We start from the raw sequence: 17,909 nt of genomic DNA, 5'->3' as shown, positions 1-17,909 counted from the left end.
TTGATTATGTGACATAAATATTTTCATACCTGACTATTTTAGTCAAGTATTTAATTGACTAAAATAGTCAGGTATTTAACCCAACAAAAGAAATGGTTATTTTTTAACCCCAATTGCTTTTTCAACGGAGGTTAAAATGCCGCGCAATGTATTGATTTCCGTAGTTTCAGGACGTGCTCGACTAAACATTCTTCGCAGCTTATTCATTACAAGGCCCGGCTTATCCTTAGAGATAAACTGGGTATCAGTAATGACTTTTTCAAGGTGCTGGTAGAATAATTCCAGTTCTTTGTGACGTGGATAATCGACTTCACTTGGCTCTGAATACTGCTGAGCTTCTCGCTCTAGATGCGCGACTCTTACTTCATAGCTAAGTGTTTGCACCGCCATAGCAAGGTTGAGTGAGCTATATTCTGGGTTTGCAGGAATACACGTATGGTAATGACACAGCTGTAGCTCGTCATTGGTTAAACCGGTGCGCTCGCGCCCAAACACCAAAGCGACTGCGTGCTTTTCGCCTTCAATCGCAAACGTCTTGCCGCACTCACGTGGCTCAATCATCGGCCAATCTAGAGTACGTGAGCGCGCACTTGAGCCAACCACTAGACCGCAATCTTCTACCGCTTCTTCTAGAGTCGAAACGATTTTTGCACCCAATGCTATATCACTCGCACCCGCTGCCAACGCAACCGCCTGAGAATCCACCTCACATTGAGGGTCCACAAGCACCATCTGGCTTAGTCCCATCACCTTCATCGCTCGAGCTGCCGAGCCGATATTTCCAGAATGAGAAGTCCCAACCAGGACGATTTTTACGTTGTCTAGCATTGTCACGTTGCACTCATTTTACACAATCGCAGAATGGTAACATAAACTTGACTAAAGTAGTCAGGATCTTTCTATTCATAAAATTAACAGCACAAAAAATAACCACTTCCCTTTTGCTAAATCTTTGGTATACTTCGCGCCGCTTTTTGTTCTTTAACATCCGTTGGGAAAATTCGTATGCATCCAATGCTAAACATCGCTATACGCGCTGCGCGTAAAGCGGGCAACCATATTGCTAAATCACTAGAAAACACTGACAAGATTGAGTCAGTACAGAAAGGCACTAATGACTTCGTTACTAACGTAGACAAAGAAGCCGAAGCAATCATCATCAGCACTATCCAAGCTTCATACCCAGACCACAGCATCATTGCTGAAGAGGGTGGCCTAATTGAAGGTAAAGATAGCGACGTACAATGGATCATCGACCCACTGGATGGCACCACTAACTTCGTTCAAGGCATTCCTACTTTCTCTGTGTCTATTGCAGTTCGCATCAAAGGCAAAACAGAAGTAGCGTGTGTTTACGACCCAATGGTTAACGAGCTTTTCACTGCACAACGCGGTGCTGGCGCTCAGCTTAACAATGCACGTATCCGTGTAAAACAGCTTAAAGATATCAAAGGTACTGTTATCGGTACTGGCTTCCCATTCAAGCAGAAGCAACACTCTGAAAGCTACTTCAAGATCATGTCTTCTATGTTTGTTGAGTGCTCTGACTTCCGTCGTGCTGGCTCTGCAGCTCTAGACCTATGTTACGTAGCAGCAGGTCGTCTAGACGGTTACTTTGAGCTTGGTCTAAAACCATGGGACATGGCGGCAGGCGAACTGATTGCTCGTGAAGCTGGCGCTATCGTAACTGACTTCTCTGGCGGTACAGAGTACATGAAGTCTGGTAACGTTGTTGCTTCAAGCGCACGCGGCGTAAAAGCGATGCTAAAACATATCCGTGAAAACGGTAACGAAGCTATCCTTAAGTAATTCTTTACAGCTTAATATAGTTCTGTAAAAGAAAGCACAGCCCGTCACAGCTGAATTTTGAAATCCCGACCTATGGTCGGGATTTTTTTTGCTTTTTGACAAGCTGCCTACTAATGCTAAAAGCCACAAAATTATCCGTCATCTTCACGAAAGTGAAGTTCTCCTAAAGCGCGTAGCCAACTGAAAAACAATGACTATGTTACGTAAATAGTGTTCTCAGCGCGCGGTAGGAGATCGCCTTTATCAAGGGGATGACTCTAATCTCCTCGATATTTACACGCAAAAGAAAAGCCACTCATTCGAGTGGCTTTATCAATGTCATCAGATCCAACAATCTGCCTTACGGCATCTCATCAAACTCAGCGCCTTCTTTTTCAATCTGTGGTGGCATTAGGTGCTCTTTCTGGATACCCAGTTTCAGAGCGAGCGCAGATGCTACGTAGATAGAAGAATAAGTACCAACCGTAATACCGAGTAGCAATGCAGTCGCAAAGCCGTGGATCATCGCACCACCTTGAGTAAATAGTGCAATAACTACGAACAAGGTAGTACCAGACGTAATCAAGGTACGGCTTAGCGTTTGCGTGATCGAGCTGTTCATGATGTCAGCTGGCTCACCCTTACGCATCTTGCGGAAGTTCTCACGGATACGGTCAAATACAACGATGGTATCGTTGAGCGAGTAACCGACAACCGTTAGAAGCGCTGCCACGATGGTTAAATCAACCTCAATCTGCATAAGCGAGAATACGCCTAGCGTGATGATAACGTCGTGCGCGAGTGCGAGTACCGCACCGGCTGCTAAACGCCACTCAAAGCGCACCGATACGTAGATCAAGATACAGATAAGAGACACTAGAATCGCAAGACCGCCCGCCTCTGTTAGCTCATCACCCACGTTAGGACCAACGAACTCAATACGACGCATTTCAACGTCTTCACCCGTACCTACACGAATCGCATCAAGGATCTGGTTGCCAAGCGCTTCAGCTTGAACATCATCACGAGGACGCAGGCGAACCATAACGTCACGTGCCGAACCGAAGTTCTGCACTGTCGCATCGCCGAAGCCTTTCGCATCTAGTGCTGAGCGCACTTCCTCGAGGTTTGCAGGCTGTTCAAAGCCTACCTCGATAAGTGTACCGCCAGTGAAGTCTAGACCCCAGTTCAGCCACTTAGTCGACAGTGTAAAAATAGCCGCGCCGATCATCACAATAGATAGAACGAACGCAACTTTTGACCAACGCATAAAGTCGATCGTTTTGTCTGCTTTCATTATCTGAAACATAACTAACCCTTAGATCGACAGTTTGTTGATACGCTTACCGCCATAAACTAGGTTCACGATACAACGTGTGCCTATGATGGCTGTAAACATAGAAGTAAGAATACCGATAGACAGTGTTACCGCGAAGCCTTTGATCGCACCTGTACCGACAGCAAATAGAATGATAGCTGTGATCAAGGTCGTGATATTCGCATCGGCGATAGTACTGAAGGCATTAGCGTAACCTTGGTGAATCGCTTGTTGAGGGTTACGTCCCTCTTTAAGCTCTTCACGTATCCGCTCAAATATCAGAACGTTCGCATCCACCGCCATACCAACGGTCAGCACAATACCTGCGATACCTGGTAGCGTCATAGTCGCACCTGGAATCATCGACATGACACCAACGATAAGGACGATGTTCGCCATCAGTGCCATATTGGCAAATAGACCAAATCGACGGTAGTAAACCAGCGTAAATAGCATCACGGCAATCATACCTGTGATACACGCTTTGATACCCATATCGATGTTTTGCTGACCCATTGATGGACCGATAGTACGCTCTTCAACAATAGAAATCGGCGCAATCAGAGCACCTGCACGAAGCAGTAGCGCTAGGTTGTGCGCTTCAGCGGCAGAGTCGATACCTGTGATACGGAAGTTACGACCAAGTGCAGACTGAATCGTCGCTTGGTTAATCACTTCTTCATGCTTATCAAGGATAACCTTGCCTTCTGGCGTACGTTTGCCGCTGTCTTTATATTCAGCGAAAACCGTTGCCATTAGCTTACCGATGTTCTGACGAGAGAACGCCGCCATCTTGTTACCACCCTCGCTGTCTAGCGAGATGTTAACCTGTGGACGACCATATTCATCAGCACTCGAACTCGCATCAGTGATGCTCGCACCGCCTAGAATAACGCGCTTCTTAAGAACAACTGGACGACCGTCACGATCGAGTTTGATCTCGCTACCTGCTGGTGCGCGACCACTTGCTGCTGCAGCCAAGTCAGCCGAACTGTCTACTTCGCGGAACTCTAGTGTCGCTGTTGCGCCCAAAATTTCTTTTGCGCGCGCCGTATCTTGAACACCCGGTAGCTCAACCACGATGCGACTCGCACCTTGACGCTGTACCAATGGCTCTGCCACACCCAGTTCGTTTACACGATTACGTAGGATAGTGATGTTCTGCTCTACCGCGTAGTTACGGATTTCTTGTAGGCGAGTTTCTTTGAAACGAGCAACAAGGGCAAAACGACCGTTCGAGTCAGAATCGGTGAAGTCCATATCTGGGTATTTAGCTTCCAGCACCGTCTTAGCCTGCGCTAGTTGCTCAGCATCACGGAGCAGCACTTCTACGCCATCACTACCCGCAGGGCGGATAGAACGGTAACGAATGCGCTCTTCACGAAGATCACTTCTAAAGCCTTCTTCTTGCTGACCAACAAGTTTTTCCATCGCCGCATCCATATCCACTTCCATCAAGAAGTGAACACCGCCACGAAGGTCAAGACCTAGCTTCATTGGCGCAGCGCCAATCGCTTCGAGCCAGTCAGGAGTCGCAGGGGCAAGGTTAAGTGCCACGATTGAATCTTTGCCTAACGCTTCGCTGATAATATCGCGGGCGCTGATCTGAGTATCCGTGTCGGTAAAACGAACAAGAATGGAGCCATTTTCTAGAGCAATGGACTTACGGGAGAGTTGCTCTTCATTAAGAGCTTTAGTGACAGTATCCAGCGTCGACATATCAACAGAGGCGCCACGCGCCCCTGTAATTTGAATAGCCGGATCTTCACCGTATAGATTGGGAAGTGCGTATAACGCCGCTGCCGCAATGGCGAATATCACCATCAGGTACTTCCACAAAGGGTAACGATTTAGCACAGCGAGATCCTATAGCTGTTTTATAGAGACTTCAGCGTACCTTTTGGTAGCACTGCAGTAACGAAGTCTTTCTTGATAACTACTTCATTGTTGTCGTTAAGTGCGATTGCAATGTAGTCGTTATCTTCAGCGATTTTAGTGATTTTACCGATTAGGCCGCCGTTAGTTAGGACTTCGTCGCCCTTACCCATAGAAGCCATTAGGTTTTTGTGCTCTTTTGCACGCTTAGATTGTGGGCGGTAAATCATGAAGTAAAAAATTACCGCGAACATGCCTAGCATGATTAGCATTTCGAAACCGCCACCTTGTGGTGCTGCTTCAGCTGCGTGAGCTGCAGAAATCAAACTCATCGGAGAACATCCTCTTTAATGTAAATACATATCCAAAATTGGGCTATCCCCATATCTTTTCAAGAAGCAAACGGTAACTCAATGTTTCTTATTCGCTTAAAGGCACAAAAAGTGTGACCCAGAGCTAGGATTTGTTACCTATTGCAGGGATAGCCGACTATTTAGCCAACTATTGAGCGTTGACCTTCATATCTAGTGGTGGCACTTCGCGGTTGCGACGTGCGTAAAACTCTTCCACAAACTGCTCAAAACGGTCTTCATCAATCGCTTTACGGATGCTTTCCATTAGCATTTGATAGTGACGTAGGTTGTGAATCGTGTTGAGACGAGCACCCAAGATTTCGTTACAGCGATCTAGGTGATGTAGATACGCTTTCGAGTAATTCTGACAGGTGTAGCAATCACAGTTCTCGTCTAGTGGACCTGTGTCTGTTTTGTTTGTCGCATTACGAATCTTAATCACACCGCCAGTCACGAATAAGTGACCGTTGCGTGCGTTACGCGTTGGCATTACGCAGTCGAACATGTCGATACCACGGCGAACACCTTCAACCAAATCTTCTGGTTTACCTACACCCATTAGGTAGCGAGGCTTATCTTCAGGAAGTTTAGGTGTGGTGAACTCAAGAACGCGGTGCATCTCTTCTTTAGGCTCACCTACAGCAAGGCCACCAACCGCGTAGCCATCGAAGCCAATGTCAGTCAAACCTTTCACCGACACTTCGCGCAGATCTTCGTACACGCTACCTTGAACGATACCAAATAGAGAGTTCTCGTTGTCTAGCTTGTCGAAGTGATCGCGAGAGCGCTGTGCCCAACGCAGAGACATTTCCATCGACTTCTTCGCTTCTGCGTGAGTCGCTGGGTATGGCGTACACTCGTCAAAGATCATGACCACATCAGAGCCAAGATCTTTTTGGATTTCCATCGATTTCTCTGCATCCATGAAAATACGGTCACCGTTTACCGGGTTACGGAAGTGTACACCCTCTTCAGTGATCTTACGGATATCGCCAAGGCTGAATACTTGGAAACCGCCTGAATCGGTCAAGATAGGACCATGCCAGTTCATGAAGTCGTGCAGGTCACCGTGCAACTTCATGATCTCTTGACCAGGGCGTAGCCATAAGTGGAAAGTGTTACCTAGAAGAATTTCGGCACCTGTACCGCGTACTTCTTCAGGTGTCATACCTTTCACCGTACCGTAGGTACCCACTGGCATAAATGCAGGAGTTTGTACTGTACCGCGTTCAAACGTCAACTGACCACGGCGTGCGTGACCATCTTTTTTCTTAAGTTCGTATTGTAATTTCACGAAGCCTCCAAATTGCCAGAGACACAGTCTGACACAATCTTAAAACGCACTAACAAGCGTAGCTTGTCGCACTTGAATCCGCTCACTCTACATCAACTCGTTAAGCGAGCGGCTTTGGTGTTCCTTACCGTATTCCACTGAGTCCTTGAGTGAAATAAAAAGCTTACTAATTACTGGCGTCAGTTATGCCGTTTTCTTGGTAATGAACATCGCATCACCATAGCTAAAGAAACGGTATTTTTGCTCTACTGCATGCTTGTAGGCATTCATGACATTGTCATAGCCTGCAAACGCACTGACCAACATGATCAGCGTCGATTCTGGTAGGTGGAAGTTTGTCACGAGACAATCCACCAGCTGATATTCATAGCCAGGGAAGATGAAAATCTCAGTATCACCAAAGAAAGGCACTAACTCGGTACCATTTTTCAGTGCATCTTGCGCTGCACTCTCGAGTGAACGTACTGAGGTGGTACCCACAGCAATGATTCGACCACCGTTTGCTTTAGTCTCTGCAATCGCATCCACCACGTCTTGAGGCACTTCGACATATTCAGCATGCATGTGGTGGTCATGGATGTTTTCAACGCGAACGGGCTGGAATGTACCTGCGCCAACGTGAAGTGTCACATACGCAAAGTTAGCGCCTTTTGCTTTAATCTGCTCGAGAACACCATCATCAAAGTGAAGACCCGCAGTCGGCGCGGCAACCGCACCTGGTTTCTCGTTGTAAACCGTTTGGTAGCGCTCTTTGTCTGCATCTTCGTCTGGACGATCGATGTAAGGTGGCAGTGGCATGTGGCCAACATCGTTTAGGATCTCAAGCACCGTCTTTTCAGACTGCATTTCGATCTCAAATAACGCATCGTGACGCGCCGTCATGATAGCTTGGTATTCGTCGTTTTCACCCAAGAATAGCTCGGTACCTGGTTTTGGTGATTTTGAACAACGTACGTGCGCTAGAACGCGCTTGTCATCAAGCATGCGCTCTACCAGTACTTCTAGCTTACCGCCAGAGGCTTTGCGACCGAACATACGCGCTGGGATCACGCGCGTGTTATTGAACACAAGAAGGTCACCAGGTTGAACTTGGCTGACGATATCCGTGAAGTTTCCATCTACAACTTCACCCGTGTTACCGGTCAATTGAAGCAGTCGGCTTGAGCTGCGCTCTGCCTTTGGGTAACGAGCAATCAGCTCATCAGGTAATTCGAAGTGAAAATCTGAAACTTGCATAACACCAATCTTCTTTATTAAGCGACTAAAACGGCGAAAAAATTCGCAGCCGCATAGTATAAAGTGACCCCGTGGAATAGCAAGCTGAACCGATGTTTGTCCCCCTTCTGAGCCCAAATTGACCAAGGCGAATTTAACCACCATATCAATAGGTATATTTTGTGAGTTGAACGGCAAAAACCGACGGTAATCTCAGATTTAATCGGTGAAAAAATCTATAGTTAAAATAGACAAACAGAACGAGTTGGAGGCCATATGATTAAGGTCCAAGACATGATGACTCGCAACCCTCACACCCTATTGCGGTCTCACTCATTAGCGGACGCCAAACACACGATGGAAGCGCTCGATATTCGCCATATTCCTATCGTCGATGCAGAACGTCATTTGCTGGGTATTGTTTCACAACGAGACGTGCTAGCGGCGCAAGAATCGATCTTGCAGAAAATCCCTAGCGATCAATCCTACACACTCTCCACACCTCTTAGTGAAGTCATGCGCACCAACATCATGACCGCAGAACCGCGAGCTGGCTTAAAAGAAAGCGCGTTATACATGCAAAAGCACAAAGTTGGCTGTTTGCCAGTAGTGCATAACAAACAACTAGTCGGCATCATTACCGACAGTGACTTTGTTGCTATCGCGATCAATCTTCTTGAACTTCAAGAAGACACTGAGCCCTCAGAACTTGAACAGGAGAGTGACAGCTCAGCCACCGAACTCAACTGAGCCTGCTCAGCTCGATGCGTCATGTCCCAAACTAGACCTCTGTTTCGTAAGGAGCAGAGGATTATTGCGTAGTCCTCAGCTTACAAATCCACAAAAACCTTTTCTTATCATCATATTACCTATCTAAGCCTCTCTCTGGAGAGTTTGTCAGTGTCGTCCAAAGCCCCTACTGTTCTGGTTTTAATCACTCTTTCGTAAGGTAATTAATCGTGCTTAACAGAATCAAGGCTGTAAGACATAAGCTGCTGCTGATATCAATAGCAAGCATTGCCGCTATGTCAGTTATATCGATGATCAGCTACCTATCTACCCAAAACTACAACCGAAGCTTTGCTCACTACCAGCAGATAGCCAGTACCAACGTGAGCATTGCGCAGATCGAGTCCAACTTATTAACTGCACGTATCAATGCCCTGACGTTTCAAGATACGCTAGATACACAATATGTAAGGAATGCAAACGCGCTGCTTAATACCAGCATTAAGCTGGCTAATTCAAATTTGACAAAAGCCAGTGACAGCGAAAACAAAGCGCTTTTTGAATCAATCCTAAGTGACATTCAAGCCTATAAACGCAATCTCGAGCAGTTTGCAGAGCTGCACCTCACTGTTGATAAAGACGCTGCTGCTATCGAAACCGCACAGGGCTCTTGGAAGGCTATGCGCTCACTGGGTTTCGCCGTCGCGACTGATATTGCCGCTTTGCGAGAAAACGCTGTGGAAAATCAACTGACCGTGAAATCTCAGGTCGCTGAGGTTGGAGAGCAATCTCTTATCACCCTACTCATCGCTTGGCTCGTTGCGATTCCGATCATTTTCCTGCTGACCCGTGTCATTGGTAATAGCATTAGCAAACCCATCGAGGCAGCAAAACAGAAAATTTCTTCGATGTCGTCGGGGTATTTCACAGACACGAAAACAGAGATCGTTGCTCAGGACGAAGTCAGTCAAATGTGCATTGAGCTCACGAAAATGGAGACCAAAATCTATCACGTCGTTAAAGAGGTCAGCTATTGCGGACAGCAACTGGCAGCCGCTTCTGAGCAGCTCTCTACTGTGAACCGTAATGTGTTGAATAACGCCCAAGAGCAACAACTCGAAACCGATCAAGTTGCGACCGCAGTGAACGAGATGTCCGCTGCGATCACTGAAGTGGCTCAGAATGCCAATAACGCCTCCACGGAAGCCGATGTCGCTACTAGCAGCGCGACAACGGGATCCGGTGTTATGTCGGAGACCATCACTAAAGTTTCTGGCCTTGCGGATCAAATGGGACATCTTGGACATGAAATATCGACCCTAAAAACCGGGACTGACGAAGTCGCAGATATCATGGAAGTAATTGACAATATCGCCCAGCAAACCAACCTATTGGCTCTAAATGCCGCGATTGAAGCTGCACGAGCCGGAGAGCAGGGCCGTGGGTTTGCCGTTGTCGCAGATGAAGTAAGACAGCTTGCTCAACAAACACAAGAAGCGGTCGAACAAATCGAAAACAAGATCAATACGCTACAGCAAAACACAAGTAATGTTGTCGACTCCATCAATGCCAGCCAAACCATGCTCAATGACACGGTTGACCAGGCAGACTCTGCTAGCCACGCATTCTCGCAAATTGCTGACAGCATTGAACTGACCAACGCGCTTAACTCACAAATAGCGGTCGCAACAGAAGAACAAAGCACAACCGCAGAAATGATCAACCAAAGCATCACGTCGGTAAGAGATCAGGTTGAAGAGACGCTGCAAACCATCAAAGAGAGCGGCGAAGCGGCAGACAGTTTATCTGAGATGTCCGTTAAGCTTGCCCAAGAAGTTCAGTTCTTCAACCTACAGGCTAGCTAATCCCAGTTACGTGAAAGGCATGATGAACTCACATGCCTTTCCACTCAGCATCTACTCGTTAATAACCCCATCACATTGCTATGAATCAATCTCATCACAGTGCATCGACGACTTGTCGAGTGTGCAAGCAACCTTTTCATGCCAACAGCGCGTTACCTATTTGCCCTACGTGCAGCGAACTTTTGCACGTATTTCACGAAGAGCACCAAACAGATTTAAACGACCGTCAGCACGTCGAAGCTCTGCTAGCGCTAGCCCTCATCGACCATGAACTTCATAGAACTCGCCGCTGCCTAAACGCGATAGACACGTTATCCAGCCATACGGTACAAGGACTTTTGAACCAAGCTCAGGGTGAACTAAACAAACAGGTTGAACAACTGAACCTGTCATTGCTTGCGATTCCTCTATCTCTTCAAAAGGCCATCGGCGACGCTGTGTCTCAGTACCAAACTATGCTCAGTTTATTTATCATCGAATAAAAAAGAGGTCTTCAAGACCTCTTTTTTACAAGCAATTCTGATTAATACTACGAGCGCTTCGCTTTATAGAGCTCTTTATCCGCCCGCTCTATGGCACGTTGAAACGACTCATCCTTTTTCAATGCTGTCACTCCATAGCTGACTGAGACCGTCAGTCCATGGTGATTCACGACGTCGCTACCAATCGCGTGTTGTATTTTCTTCGCCACATCATGAGCGAAGTCCACTTCGCACCCAACGAGAACCACCAAGAATTCATCGCCTCCGAGCCTTAATACATAGTCATTGTCGCGAACGCCATCTACAAGTTTATCGGCTATGTACTTGATAGATTGATCGCCAAACGCATGACCAAATTTATCATTGATCCGTTTTAAACTATCTCCATCAATAGCGATGATACTCGTCGGTTTCGACTCTACCTGGGCAATAAAAAAGTCATCATTGAGAATGCTTCGGTTGTATAGGCCCGTAAGCTCATCTCGCTGAGCTTGAATCCGGACCTCTTTCAAAGCTGCGCGACTGAACTTGAGCTCGGCAAACTTTCGAAACAGCAAGTAACTCATCAAAAAGTAAACAAACAGCAACCAAAAATAATCGGTAAGTACTTTGAAAATGGGTACCCGATAGACAAAGATGGTTTGATTGTCAGCCACATGTTCTTCGGTATGAGAAAATCTCTCGAACGGGTAATCGGCGTACTGGATGATGTGCTGCTTGTAGGTACCATAAGATTTTTGAGCGATTTGCTTCCCATTCGCCAGCAGCGCTACCTCATCGACTGGCAAATCTATCGAGAAGTCTCCGATGATCTCGCCTTGATAGCGAACTGGACTCGAGATAGAGATAACCAATTGTCCATCAACCAGTTGATTCGCATACAGTGAAGAGATGACCACATTATCACTCAGTTGGCGTTGCGAGGCATATTTCGCACAGCTGTTATTGGACTGGCATTTCTCTCGACCAAAGTAGGCCTCATTGACCACAAAGTCGTCATTCTTAATGTTGGTAAATAGCTTATTGCAGATAAAAGAGCGGTATTTGATCGGCACAAAGGCTCTTTGATAGATATCATCGAAGCTTTCGAGTAAGCGATTAAACTCAAGCAAGACAACCGCTGAGTGCGCGCAAATTTTGCTGTCGTCCATAGAATAAACCCGAGCGAATTTTTCACCATACTGCTGCTTGGTGTAAGACAGGATAGAAGACATATCGGCTTCATTGCTCGCACTATTTTCGATTCGTTCACTCAAGTACTTAGAAAACAGAACCACATTCATTTTATGTTGATCAATAGCGGTCGTGATTCTAGAAAAGTATTCGAGCTCCCGTTTGACGAATTGATCAGACATGACCATGACGGTAAAGGTAAACGCGGTCAACGAGATGATCGTTGACCTCAAAATAATAGAAGAATCAAACATATAAGATAACGACTCATTACTTAAGCATCGTGATAAGCTCAACGATATTGTTCGCATTGTATTTTTTCAGAATACGTGCCTTGTAGGTGCTCACTGTTTTTGCACTCAGTGAAAGTACCTCTGCGATATCAGCATTGCCTTTCCCCTGTATTAGGTAATCGAGCACCATTTTTTCTCGTGTGGAGAGCGGTTTGCCCAATTGACGCTGCTGATCTTTGTGCGGGAACTTGAAGTAGCTATACCCTTGCAGAATGCTTTCAATAGCACCGCCCAGCGTTTCCAAACTCTCCGATTTATAGACGAACCCATTGGCGTTGAGCTTCATCGCTGTGTCTGCGTGTATTGCATTTTTGTCTGCGGACAAAAACAAGACTTTGCCTCGATACCCACGTGCACGAATACGCGTTAAAAAGTCAAAGCCGTTGCTGTCTCCTAAATCAACATCGAGTACGAGCAAATCATAGTGCTGACTTGTCGCCAACTGCAGTGCTTTCTCCGCGCAAGGCTCCGAGTCTACTGCCGATATATAAGGAAGCTGCCCTATTGTTGATTTAACCGCTGCACCTACGATTGGGTGGTCATCTACCACTAAACATTTCATACCTGCCCCTTTACTCATACATCATGCATACCGCTTCAATGGGCATAGGTTTGCCCGTCAGAAAGCCTTGGCACACTTCGACTCCCAACCTTTTTAGCTCTTCAAACACGACTTCATCTTCAACGCCTTCAGCCACCAGCCTTAGCTCCAACTTTTGCGATAAATAGCGAATGGTTTTAACGATATTCAAATGAGAAGGGTTATGCGTGCAATCCTTAACAAAGCCGCGGTCGATCTTTATCTCTGTGAATGGGATAGACGAGAGCTTTGTCAAAGAGGAGGATCCCGTCCCAAAATCATCAATGGAAATACCGATACCATTTAAACGAAGTCTTGCTAGGTTCTTAAGCAGACACACCGATTCCACATAAGCATGAGCCTCTGTCAGTTCAAAGGTGAAATAGCAAGGTTCCACGCCATGCGTTTGACACGTCTCCAGAAAGCTATCGGTGAAGTCCTCACGCAACAGGTTACGATCATTGATATTGATCGCGACTGGGTAGTGAAGTTTACCCTGTTCATAGTCTTGAATCGTATTGCGAAGGATCACGTCAAACAGCTCACCATCCAGTGATAGGCGCTCTACGTGTGGTAAAAACTCCGCAGGTGAGATGAACCCCTTAATTGGGTGTATCCATCTCGCCAATACTTCAAAACCAATCACCTTGCCGTCAGCGAATCTAACTTTAGGTTGGTAGTAGTTCTTTATCTCTCGATTGGCCAGGGCCAAAAGCACCTCATCACCATTAATGCTTTGCTTGGGAATTCGAGAGCGCATTGACTTACAAAGCCCGCGAATCCGACTGATTTCCTGTACTAATTGCGAATCTTTATAAGGTTTTCTTAGATGACCTACCGTAGAGAAGCTGAATCGCTTGCAAATGATTTTGATGGTATTGCTTATCGCATCGCCCATCCCCGTGCAAATGACCACAGCAGACTTAACATTCATGCTACCCAATTCAACAATAAACTCTATGCCGTCCATCTCGGGCATATCCACATCGAAAAGGATGATGTCGTACTGCTCACCTTTGACGAGCTGCAACGCTTTGGCTGCGCTATTGGCGCAGGTGACGGCTCCATATTGAGCTAAACGACTGCTTAGTACAGTAAGTTGAATGTCGTCATCATCCACTATCAGCATCTTCATAATTCAACCTTCTGCATTGCTAAGTAGTTGTTTACATGAGCGACTTGTTGATTCATTTCCTCAATCAGCTCATCCAGTATCCATTGCACTTCACCCAGCTCACATTGTTCTATCTGCAAAGCAATGTTCTCCACAGATTTAACGCCGAGGATCGCACTGCCTCCTTTTATTTTGTGAGCCACTTTTTTGATCGCCGATACGGTCTCAGCTTTCCCGAGCGCCGCAATATCTCTTTGCATGGAATCAACAAAAATGGTTGCTAGCTGAGCACGTTCACGCTCTGGAAATCCAAGAATCCAATCGGGGAACTCTGTCTTACTTTCTAAATGATGAAATACCTGCAGATGAAGCTCTTCAAGCGTGTACGGTTTATTCAGTACGCCACTAAACACACTTCGATTCTCTTCGAGGACTTTCATGGTATCGTTTATCGCTGTACAGACGATAATTGGAATGTGCTGCTTCAAAGGGTTTGAGTGAACCGCCGTCGCCAAATCAACGCCATCCATGTCTGGCATTTGATAATCAGTTAAGACAATATCGACAGACTCTTCGCTGATAAACTCAGTTGCATCCGCGGCATTAGAAAAGGCATAGACGGTCGCGCCTAAATACTCCAATTGCAATCTCATGACACTCAGGTTGATACTGTTGTCATCAACAATGACAACGCGCGCTGCAAACTTATCTGATAGTAAAACATCATCCGATCCCATCACCTCATCGATATGCTCAATACGGGAATAGATTTGATCCAGATAGGAAGACTCAACGAGATTGAGCACAAAGTCATTACCGCGATGCAATAGAACCAGCTGTTCATCATTGTCGTGAAACTTGACCGAACTAGTCTGCATTCCCCAACAGTTGAGCCACGACGCCAGCTCTGGGCGAGACTTCGGTATCAACTTAACCTCTACATGGCCTTTGTCTGAGTAGTGTTTTGCGTTTTCAAACGGTATGGACAGTACAAAGCACGTTCCTTTACCGAGTTCAGAGTGACACTCGATGCGACCTTGCATCAGCTCCACCAGTTGGTAGACAATGCTCAACCCAAGCCCAGTACCACCAAACTTTCTGGTAGTAATGGCATCTTCAGCTTGCTTAAATGGCTGGATAGCGAGTTCTATCTGTTCTGGGTTCATACCGATGCCAGAATCGGATATCGTTAGTTGTAAATGCTCATCCGCAACTTGATATCGAACTGACACCACTCCAGATTCGGTAAACTTAATCGCATTCGAAAGTAAGTTAGCCAGAACCTGTTTAATACGAACTCCATCGCAGTGGATCTTATCGATAACGGATATCTGTGGCGTAAACTCAAGATTGAGTGCTTTCTTTACGGCCATTGGCTCAAATTGACGAACCACCTCACTGACCAACGCGAGTGGGGATGCAGGTTCATAGACCAATGACAACTCGTTGGCTTCTAGCTTTGAAAAGTCCAGTACCGTATCTACGAGCCGGCTCAAGTGTGACGCGGATTCATAGGCTTGCGACTGCAAAGTTGCGACTTTCTGCGAGAGTACCTCTGTTCTCATAAGCTCCAGCGCCCCTTGCAAACCAGCAATCGGTGTTCTTAGCTCATGACTCATCATGGCAAGAAAGCGCTCTCTGACTTTCACTGCCTGACGCTCTTGGTAATTTGCCTCTAAGATACTGTTCTCATAACGTTTTTGCTCAGTAATATCACTGATAGTGGTCAGCAAAAGTGAAGAGCCACTCGCAGGATCCTCGATGGATTTACTGGCTATCTGAACATCATGAAAGTTCAACTGACAGCCCTGCATGCGATACTGACCTTGTGGAAGGCTTTTTAACTGCCCTAATAACAGCACATCCGTCGCCCGCTGCTCATCATGCAATAGACATTTCTGGCACTGCCCTTTTTGAAAACTCGGACAGTTGGACAACTGAATATCACCATCGGGTTTAGCGATAAAAATAATGCTGTTGAACTCATTGATGATTTCTTGCAGTCGCCTTAACTCGGCGTCTTTTTGTTTTACCTGACGTTCGCGGTGCTCAACCTTTAACTTGCTATTCAACAGTGTCAGATACAAGACGCCCAATAGAGCGAATACTAAGATTAAGACCAACACGCTGTAGTACCACACCGTCTGCTTTTTGTAGCCTTCGACCATCTCAAACTGTCGATAGCGGTTCTTTATCTTTAGCACTTCGCCATTATCAAATGTGCTGATCAACTGATTGATCAGAGTAAATAAAGCGGTGTCTTGGTGCTTGACTGTGAACGCTAAGTTGAGCTCCAGTTCCGTATCGATAAGCGTATACTGCTCCCCTATGAGATTACTCACTGTAAACGTACTAGCGACATCTAGCGGTAAGTAAATCACTGATAACTTGCCTTGCTCTAAATCCTTCAACATGACCTCGATGTCGTCATAGGCCACCAAATTTAACGTGGTCTCTGTTTGCAGTTGTTCGACATGACTAATCTTGGTTTGAATAAGGATCCCTGCTTTAGAGTCACTCTTGATCATTCCTGTATCACCCACGACACCACGATATTTCAGCGTCATGAAAGGCTGTGTCACCAAGTTATGAGCAACAGGATTACGACCAACGTAACTGACGACTCCCAAATCAGCGGAGGACTCGCTGTCCAATGGCAAATATTGAATATCAACCCCAACTCTGGAACCAAGCATGGACATGAAGTCCGGAATTGCACCTATGTAGTTCCCTGAAGATGACTGTGAGATGAGCGGTGGAAGATTATCACGCATCGAGTACGTCACGACTTCATCCTCATGAAGCGAATGAAATGCTATCAACGCCTTATCCAGTAAGTAATAAGGGTTCGATGACGAAAAGTAACTCGGCAGTCTATTGTCATTCGCAAGCTGGATCACTTTGTTAATGATATCCACCAACACGGACTGCTCGTAAGACGCAACTAATCGAACTTCTTCTCTCGGTAGCCATTTAGGAAATTCAATTGAGGCATGCAGATCGTTATTTGAATCTACATAGTTGGCAATATTGATATAACTGGCGACCAAAGCATGCGCCTTTCCTGAATGCACTAAAGCCACGCCCATATCAAAGCTATCTACCATTGCTGGACGTTGATTGGTTTGCTGCTGAATAACCTCACAATAGACAGAGCCACTTAAACAAGCCCAGCGCCTTCGTTCCTCGGGTCTGGTTGTATTGTGAGGATCGGCGAGGTAGACCGCAGTCGATGTCTGGTAAAACGGGTTAGAAAAAAGAACTTTTTTACGCCGCTCTTCCGTCATGCTGTAACCCATTGCAATATCCACTTCACCACGACTCACCGCATCGAAAACTGCGTCGATGTTTGGGTACTTTTTAAGGGTAATAGGAAGATTAAGAATGGCCGCTAAGCTGCTCACATAGTCATTTGATGTCGAAAAATACTGCCCTACATACTCCCCTGGAGTATCTTGACTCTGCCTTGTCGCTAACACAGCAACGCGCAGTTTATCCTTCTTAGTTAAATACTCTCTCTCCTGCTCTGACAACATCAGTTCGTCAGCCAGTAGTAGCCCTGAAAAGCTAACGATGAATAAGGACAATACAGACGTTAACCAACGTTTCATAAGGCAGTACTCTCTTTGCTATTGAGTACGCATCATATGAACGACGATCTATTAGTCAAACGTACCCCAAAAAGAGTAATTAATATAATACACTGATATTATGAGTCTTTTTATAAGATGTAAGTCTAGGACTACATAAATCTCCTAATATTCCTACACATTTATAATACAAATAAATCCGAGAGAAGCTTAATAGCGAAGTGGGTTGCATCGCATAAA

14 protein-coding genes are annotated in these 17,909 nt (G+C 46.0%); 4 read left to right on the top strand and 10 right to left on the bottom strand.

Going from position 1 to position 17,909, the window contains the following annotated elements; all coding sequences use genetic code 11:
- Positions 1–96 precede the first annotated feature (96 nt).
- Positions 97–828 carry a tRNA (cytosine(32)/uridine(32)-2'-O)-methyltransferase TrmJ gene (trmJ, locus tag J4N45_RS03165; RefSeq protein WP_252014645.1) on the bottom strand — a complete coding sequence of 244 codons (732 nt, stop codon included), beginning with the start codon at positions 826–828 and terminating at the stop codon, positions 97–99.
- A 177-nt stretch (positions 829–1,005) separates the two neighbouring features.
- Between trmJ and suhB the strand changes: the two genes are divergently transcribed.
- Positions 1,006–1,809 (top strand): inositol-1-monophosphatase, encoded by an 804-nt coding sequence (gene suhB, locus J4N45_RS03160; RefSeq protein WP_042476232.1) that lies wholly within the window; start codon positions 1,006–1,008, stop codon positions 1,807–1,809.
- Positions 1,810–2,149: 340 nt separating this feature from the next.
- Here the strand turns inward: suhB and secF are convergent, their stop codons facing one another.
- From secF to queA, 5 genes are all read right to left on the bottom strand, one after another.
- A complete protein-coding gene (gene secF / locus J4N45_RS03155; protein WP_042476228.1) occupies positions 2,150–3,097 on the bottom strand; it encodes a protein translocase subunit SecF in 948 nt (315 codons plus the stop codon).
- Positions 3,098–3,106: 9 nt separating this feature from the next.
- Positions 3,107–4,963, bottom strand: a complete 1,857-nt coding sequence (gene secD / locus J4N45_RS03150; RefSeq protein WP_286036897.1) for a protein translocase subunit SecD — start codon at positions 4,961–4,963, stop codon at positions 3,107–3,109.
- Positions 4,964–4,983: 20 nt separating this feature from the next.
- Positions 4,984–5,313 carry a preprotein translocase subunit YajC gene (yajC, locus tag J4N45_RS03145; RefSeq protein WP_042476222.1) on the bottom strand — a complete coding sequence of 110 codons (330 nt, stop codon included), beginning with the start codon at positions 5,311–5,313 and terminating at the stop codon, positions 4,984–4,986.
- Positions 5,314–5,482: 169 nt separating this feature from the next.
- Positions 5,483–6,628 (bottom strand): tRNA guanosine(34) transglycosylase Tgt, encoded by a 1,146-nt coding sequence (tgt, locus tag J4N45_RS03140; RefSeq protein WP_252013605.1) that lies wholly within the window; start codon positions 6,626–6,628, stop codon positions 5,483–5,485.
- Positions 6,629–6,811: 183 nt separating this feature from the next.
- Positions 6,812–7,864: a tRNA preQ1(34) S-adenosylmethionine ribosyltransferase-isomerase QueA gene (gene queA / locus J4N45_RS03135; RefSeq protein ID WP_042476216.1), complete on the bottom strand. Its 1,053-nt coding sequence runs from the start codon at positions 7,862–7,864 to the stop codon at positions 6,812–6,814.
- A gap of 255 nt (positions 7,865–8,119) precedes the next feature.
- Between queA and J4N45_RS03130 the strand changes: the two genes are divergently transcribed.
- The 3 genes from J4N45_RS03130 (at position 8,120) to J4N45_RS03120 (ending at position 10,919) form a co-directional block, all read left to right on the top strand.
- Complete coding sequence (locus tag J4N45_RS03130; protein ID WP_042476212.1) at positions 8,120–8,593, top strand: CBS domain-containing protein; 474 nt, start codon at positions 8,120–8,122, stop codon at positions 8,591–8,593.
- 209 nt (positions 8,594–8,802) lie between these two features.
- The gene (locus J4N45_RS03125; protein ID WP_252013604.1) at positions 8,803–10,437 is read left to right on the top strand and encodes a methyl-accepting chemotaxis protein; all 1,635 of its coding nucleotides are present in this window, start codon (positions 8,803–8,805) and stop codon (positions 10,435–10,437) included.
- A 182-nt stretch (positions 10,438–10,619) separates the two neighbouring features.
- Positions 10,620–10,919: a hypothetical protein gene (locus J4N45_RS03120; protein ID WP_252013603.1), complete on the top strand. Its 300-nt coding sequence runs from the start codon at positions 10,620–10,622 to the stop codon at positions 10,917–10,919.
- Positions 10,920–10,966: 47 nt separating this feature from the next.
- Here J4N45_RS03120 and J4N45_RS03115 read toward each other — a convergent pair whose 3' ends face one another.
- Genes J4N45_RS03115 through J4N45_RS03100 form a run of 4 tightly spaced genes read right to left on the bottom strand, consistent with a single transcriptional unit; the run spans position 10,967 to position 17,690 of the window.
- Positions 10,967–12,346 (bottom strand): GGDEF domain-containing protein, encoded by a 1,380-nt coding sequence (locus tag J4N45_RS03115; RefSeq protein WP_252013602.1) that lies wholly within the window; start codon positions 12,344–12,346, stop codon positions 10,967–10,969.
- Positions 12,347–12,362: 16 nt separating this feature from the next.
- The gene (locus J4N45_RS03110) at positions 12,363–12,947 is read right to left on the bottom strand and encodes a response regulator transcription factor (RefSeq protein ID WP_252013601.1); all 585 of its coding nucleotides are present in this window, start codon (positions 12,945–12,947) and stop codon (positions 12,363–12,365) included.
- Between the two features lie 10 nt (positions 12,948–12,957).
- On the bottom strand, positions 12,958–14,100 hold the full coding sequence (locus tag J4N45_RS03105; RefSeq protein ID WP_252013600.1) for an EAL domain-containing response regulator: 1,143 nt from the start codon (positions 14,098–14,100) through the stop codon (positions 12,958–12,960).
- On the bottom strand, positions 14,097–17,690 hold the full coding sequence (locus tag J4N45_RS03100; protein ID WP_252013599.1) for an ATP-binding protein: 3,594 nt from the start codon (positions 17,688–17,690) through the stop codon (positions 14,097–14,099). The genes J4N45_RS03105 and J4N45_RS03100 overlap by 4 nt, the downstream gene beginning before the upstream one ends.
- Positions 17,691–17,909 lie beyond the last annotated feature (219 nt).

Origin of the sequence: Vibrio sp. SCSIO 43140 (assembly GCF_023716585.1) — a bacterium.
Taxonomy (GTDB): Bacteria; Pseudomonadota; Gammaproteobacteria; order Enterobacterales; family Vibrionaceae; genus Vibrio; species Vibrio maritimus_B.
Note: the sequence above shows the minus strand (reverse complement) of the source record. Positions and strands in the feature narration are given on the sequence as shown.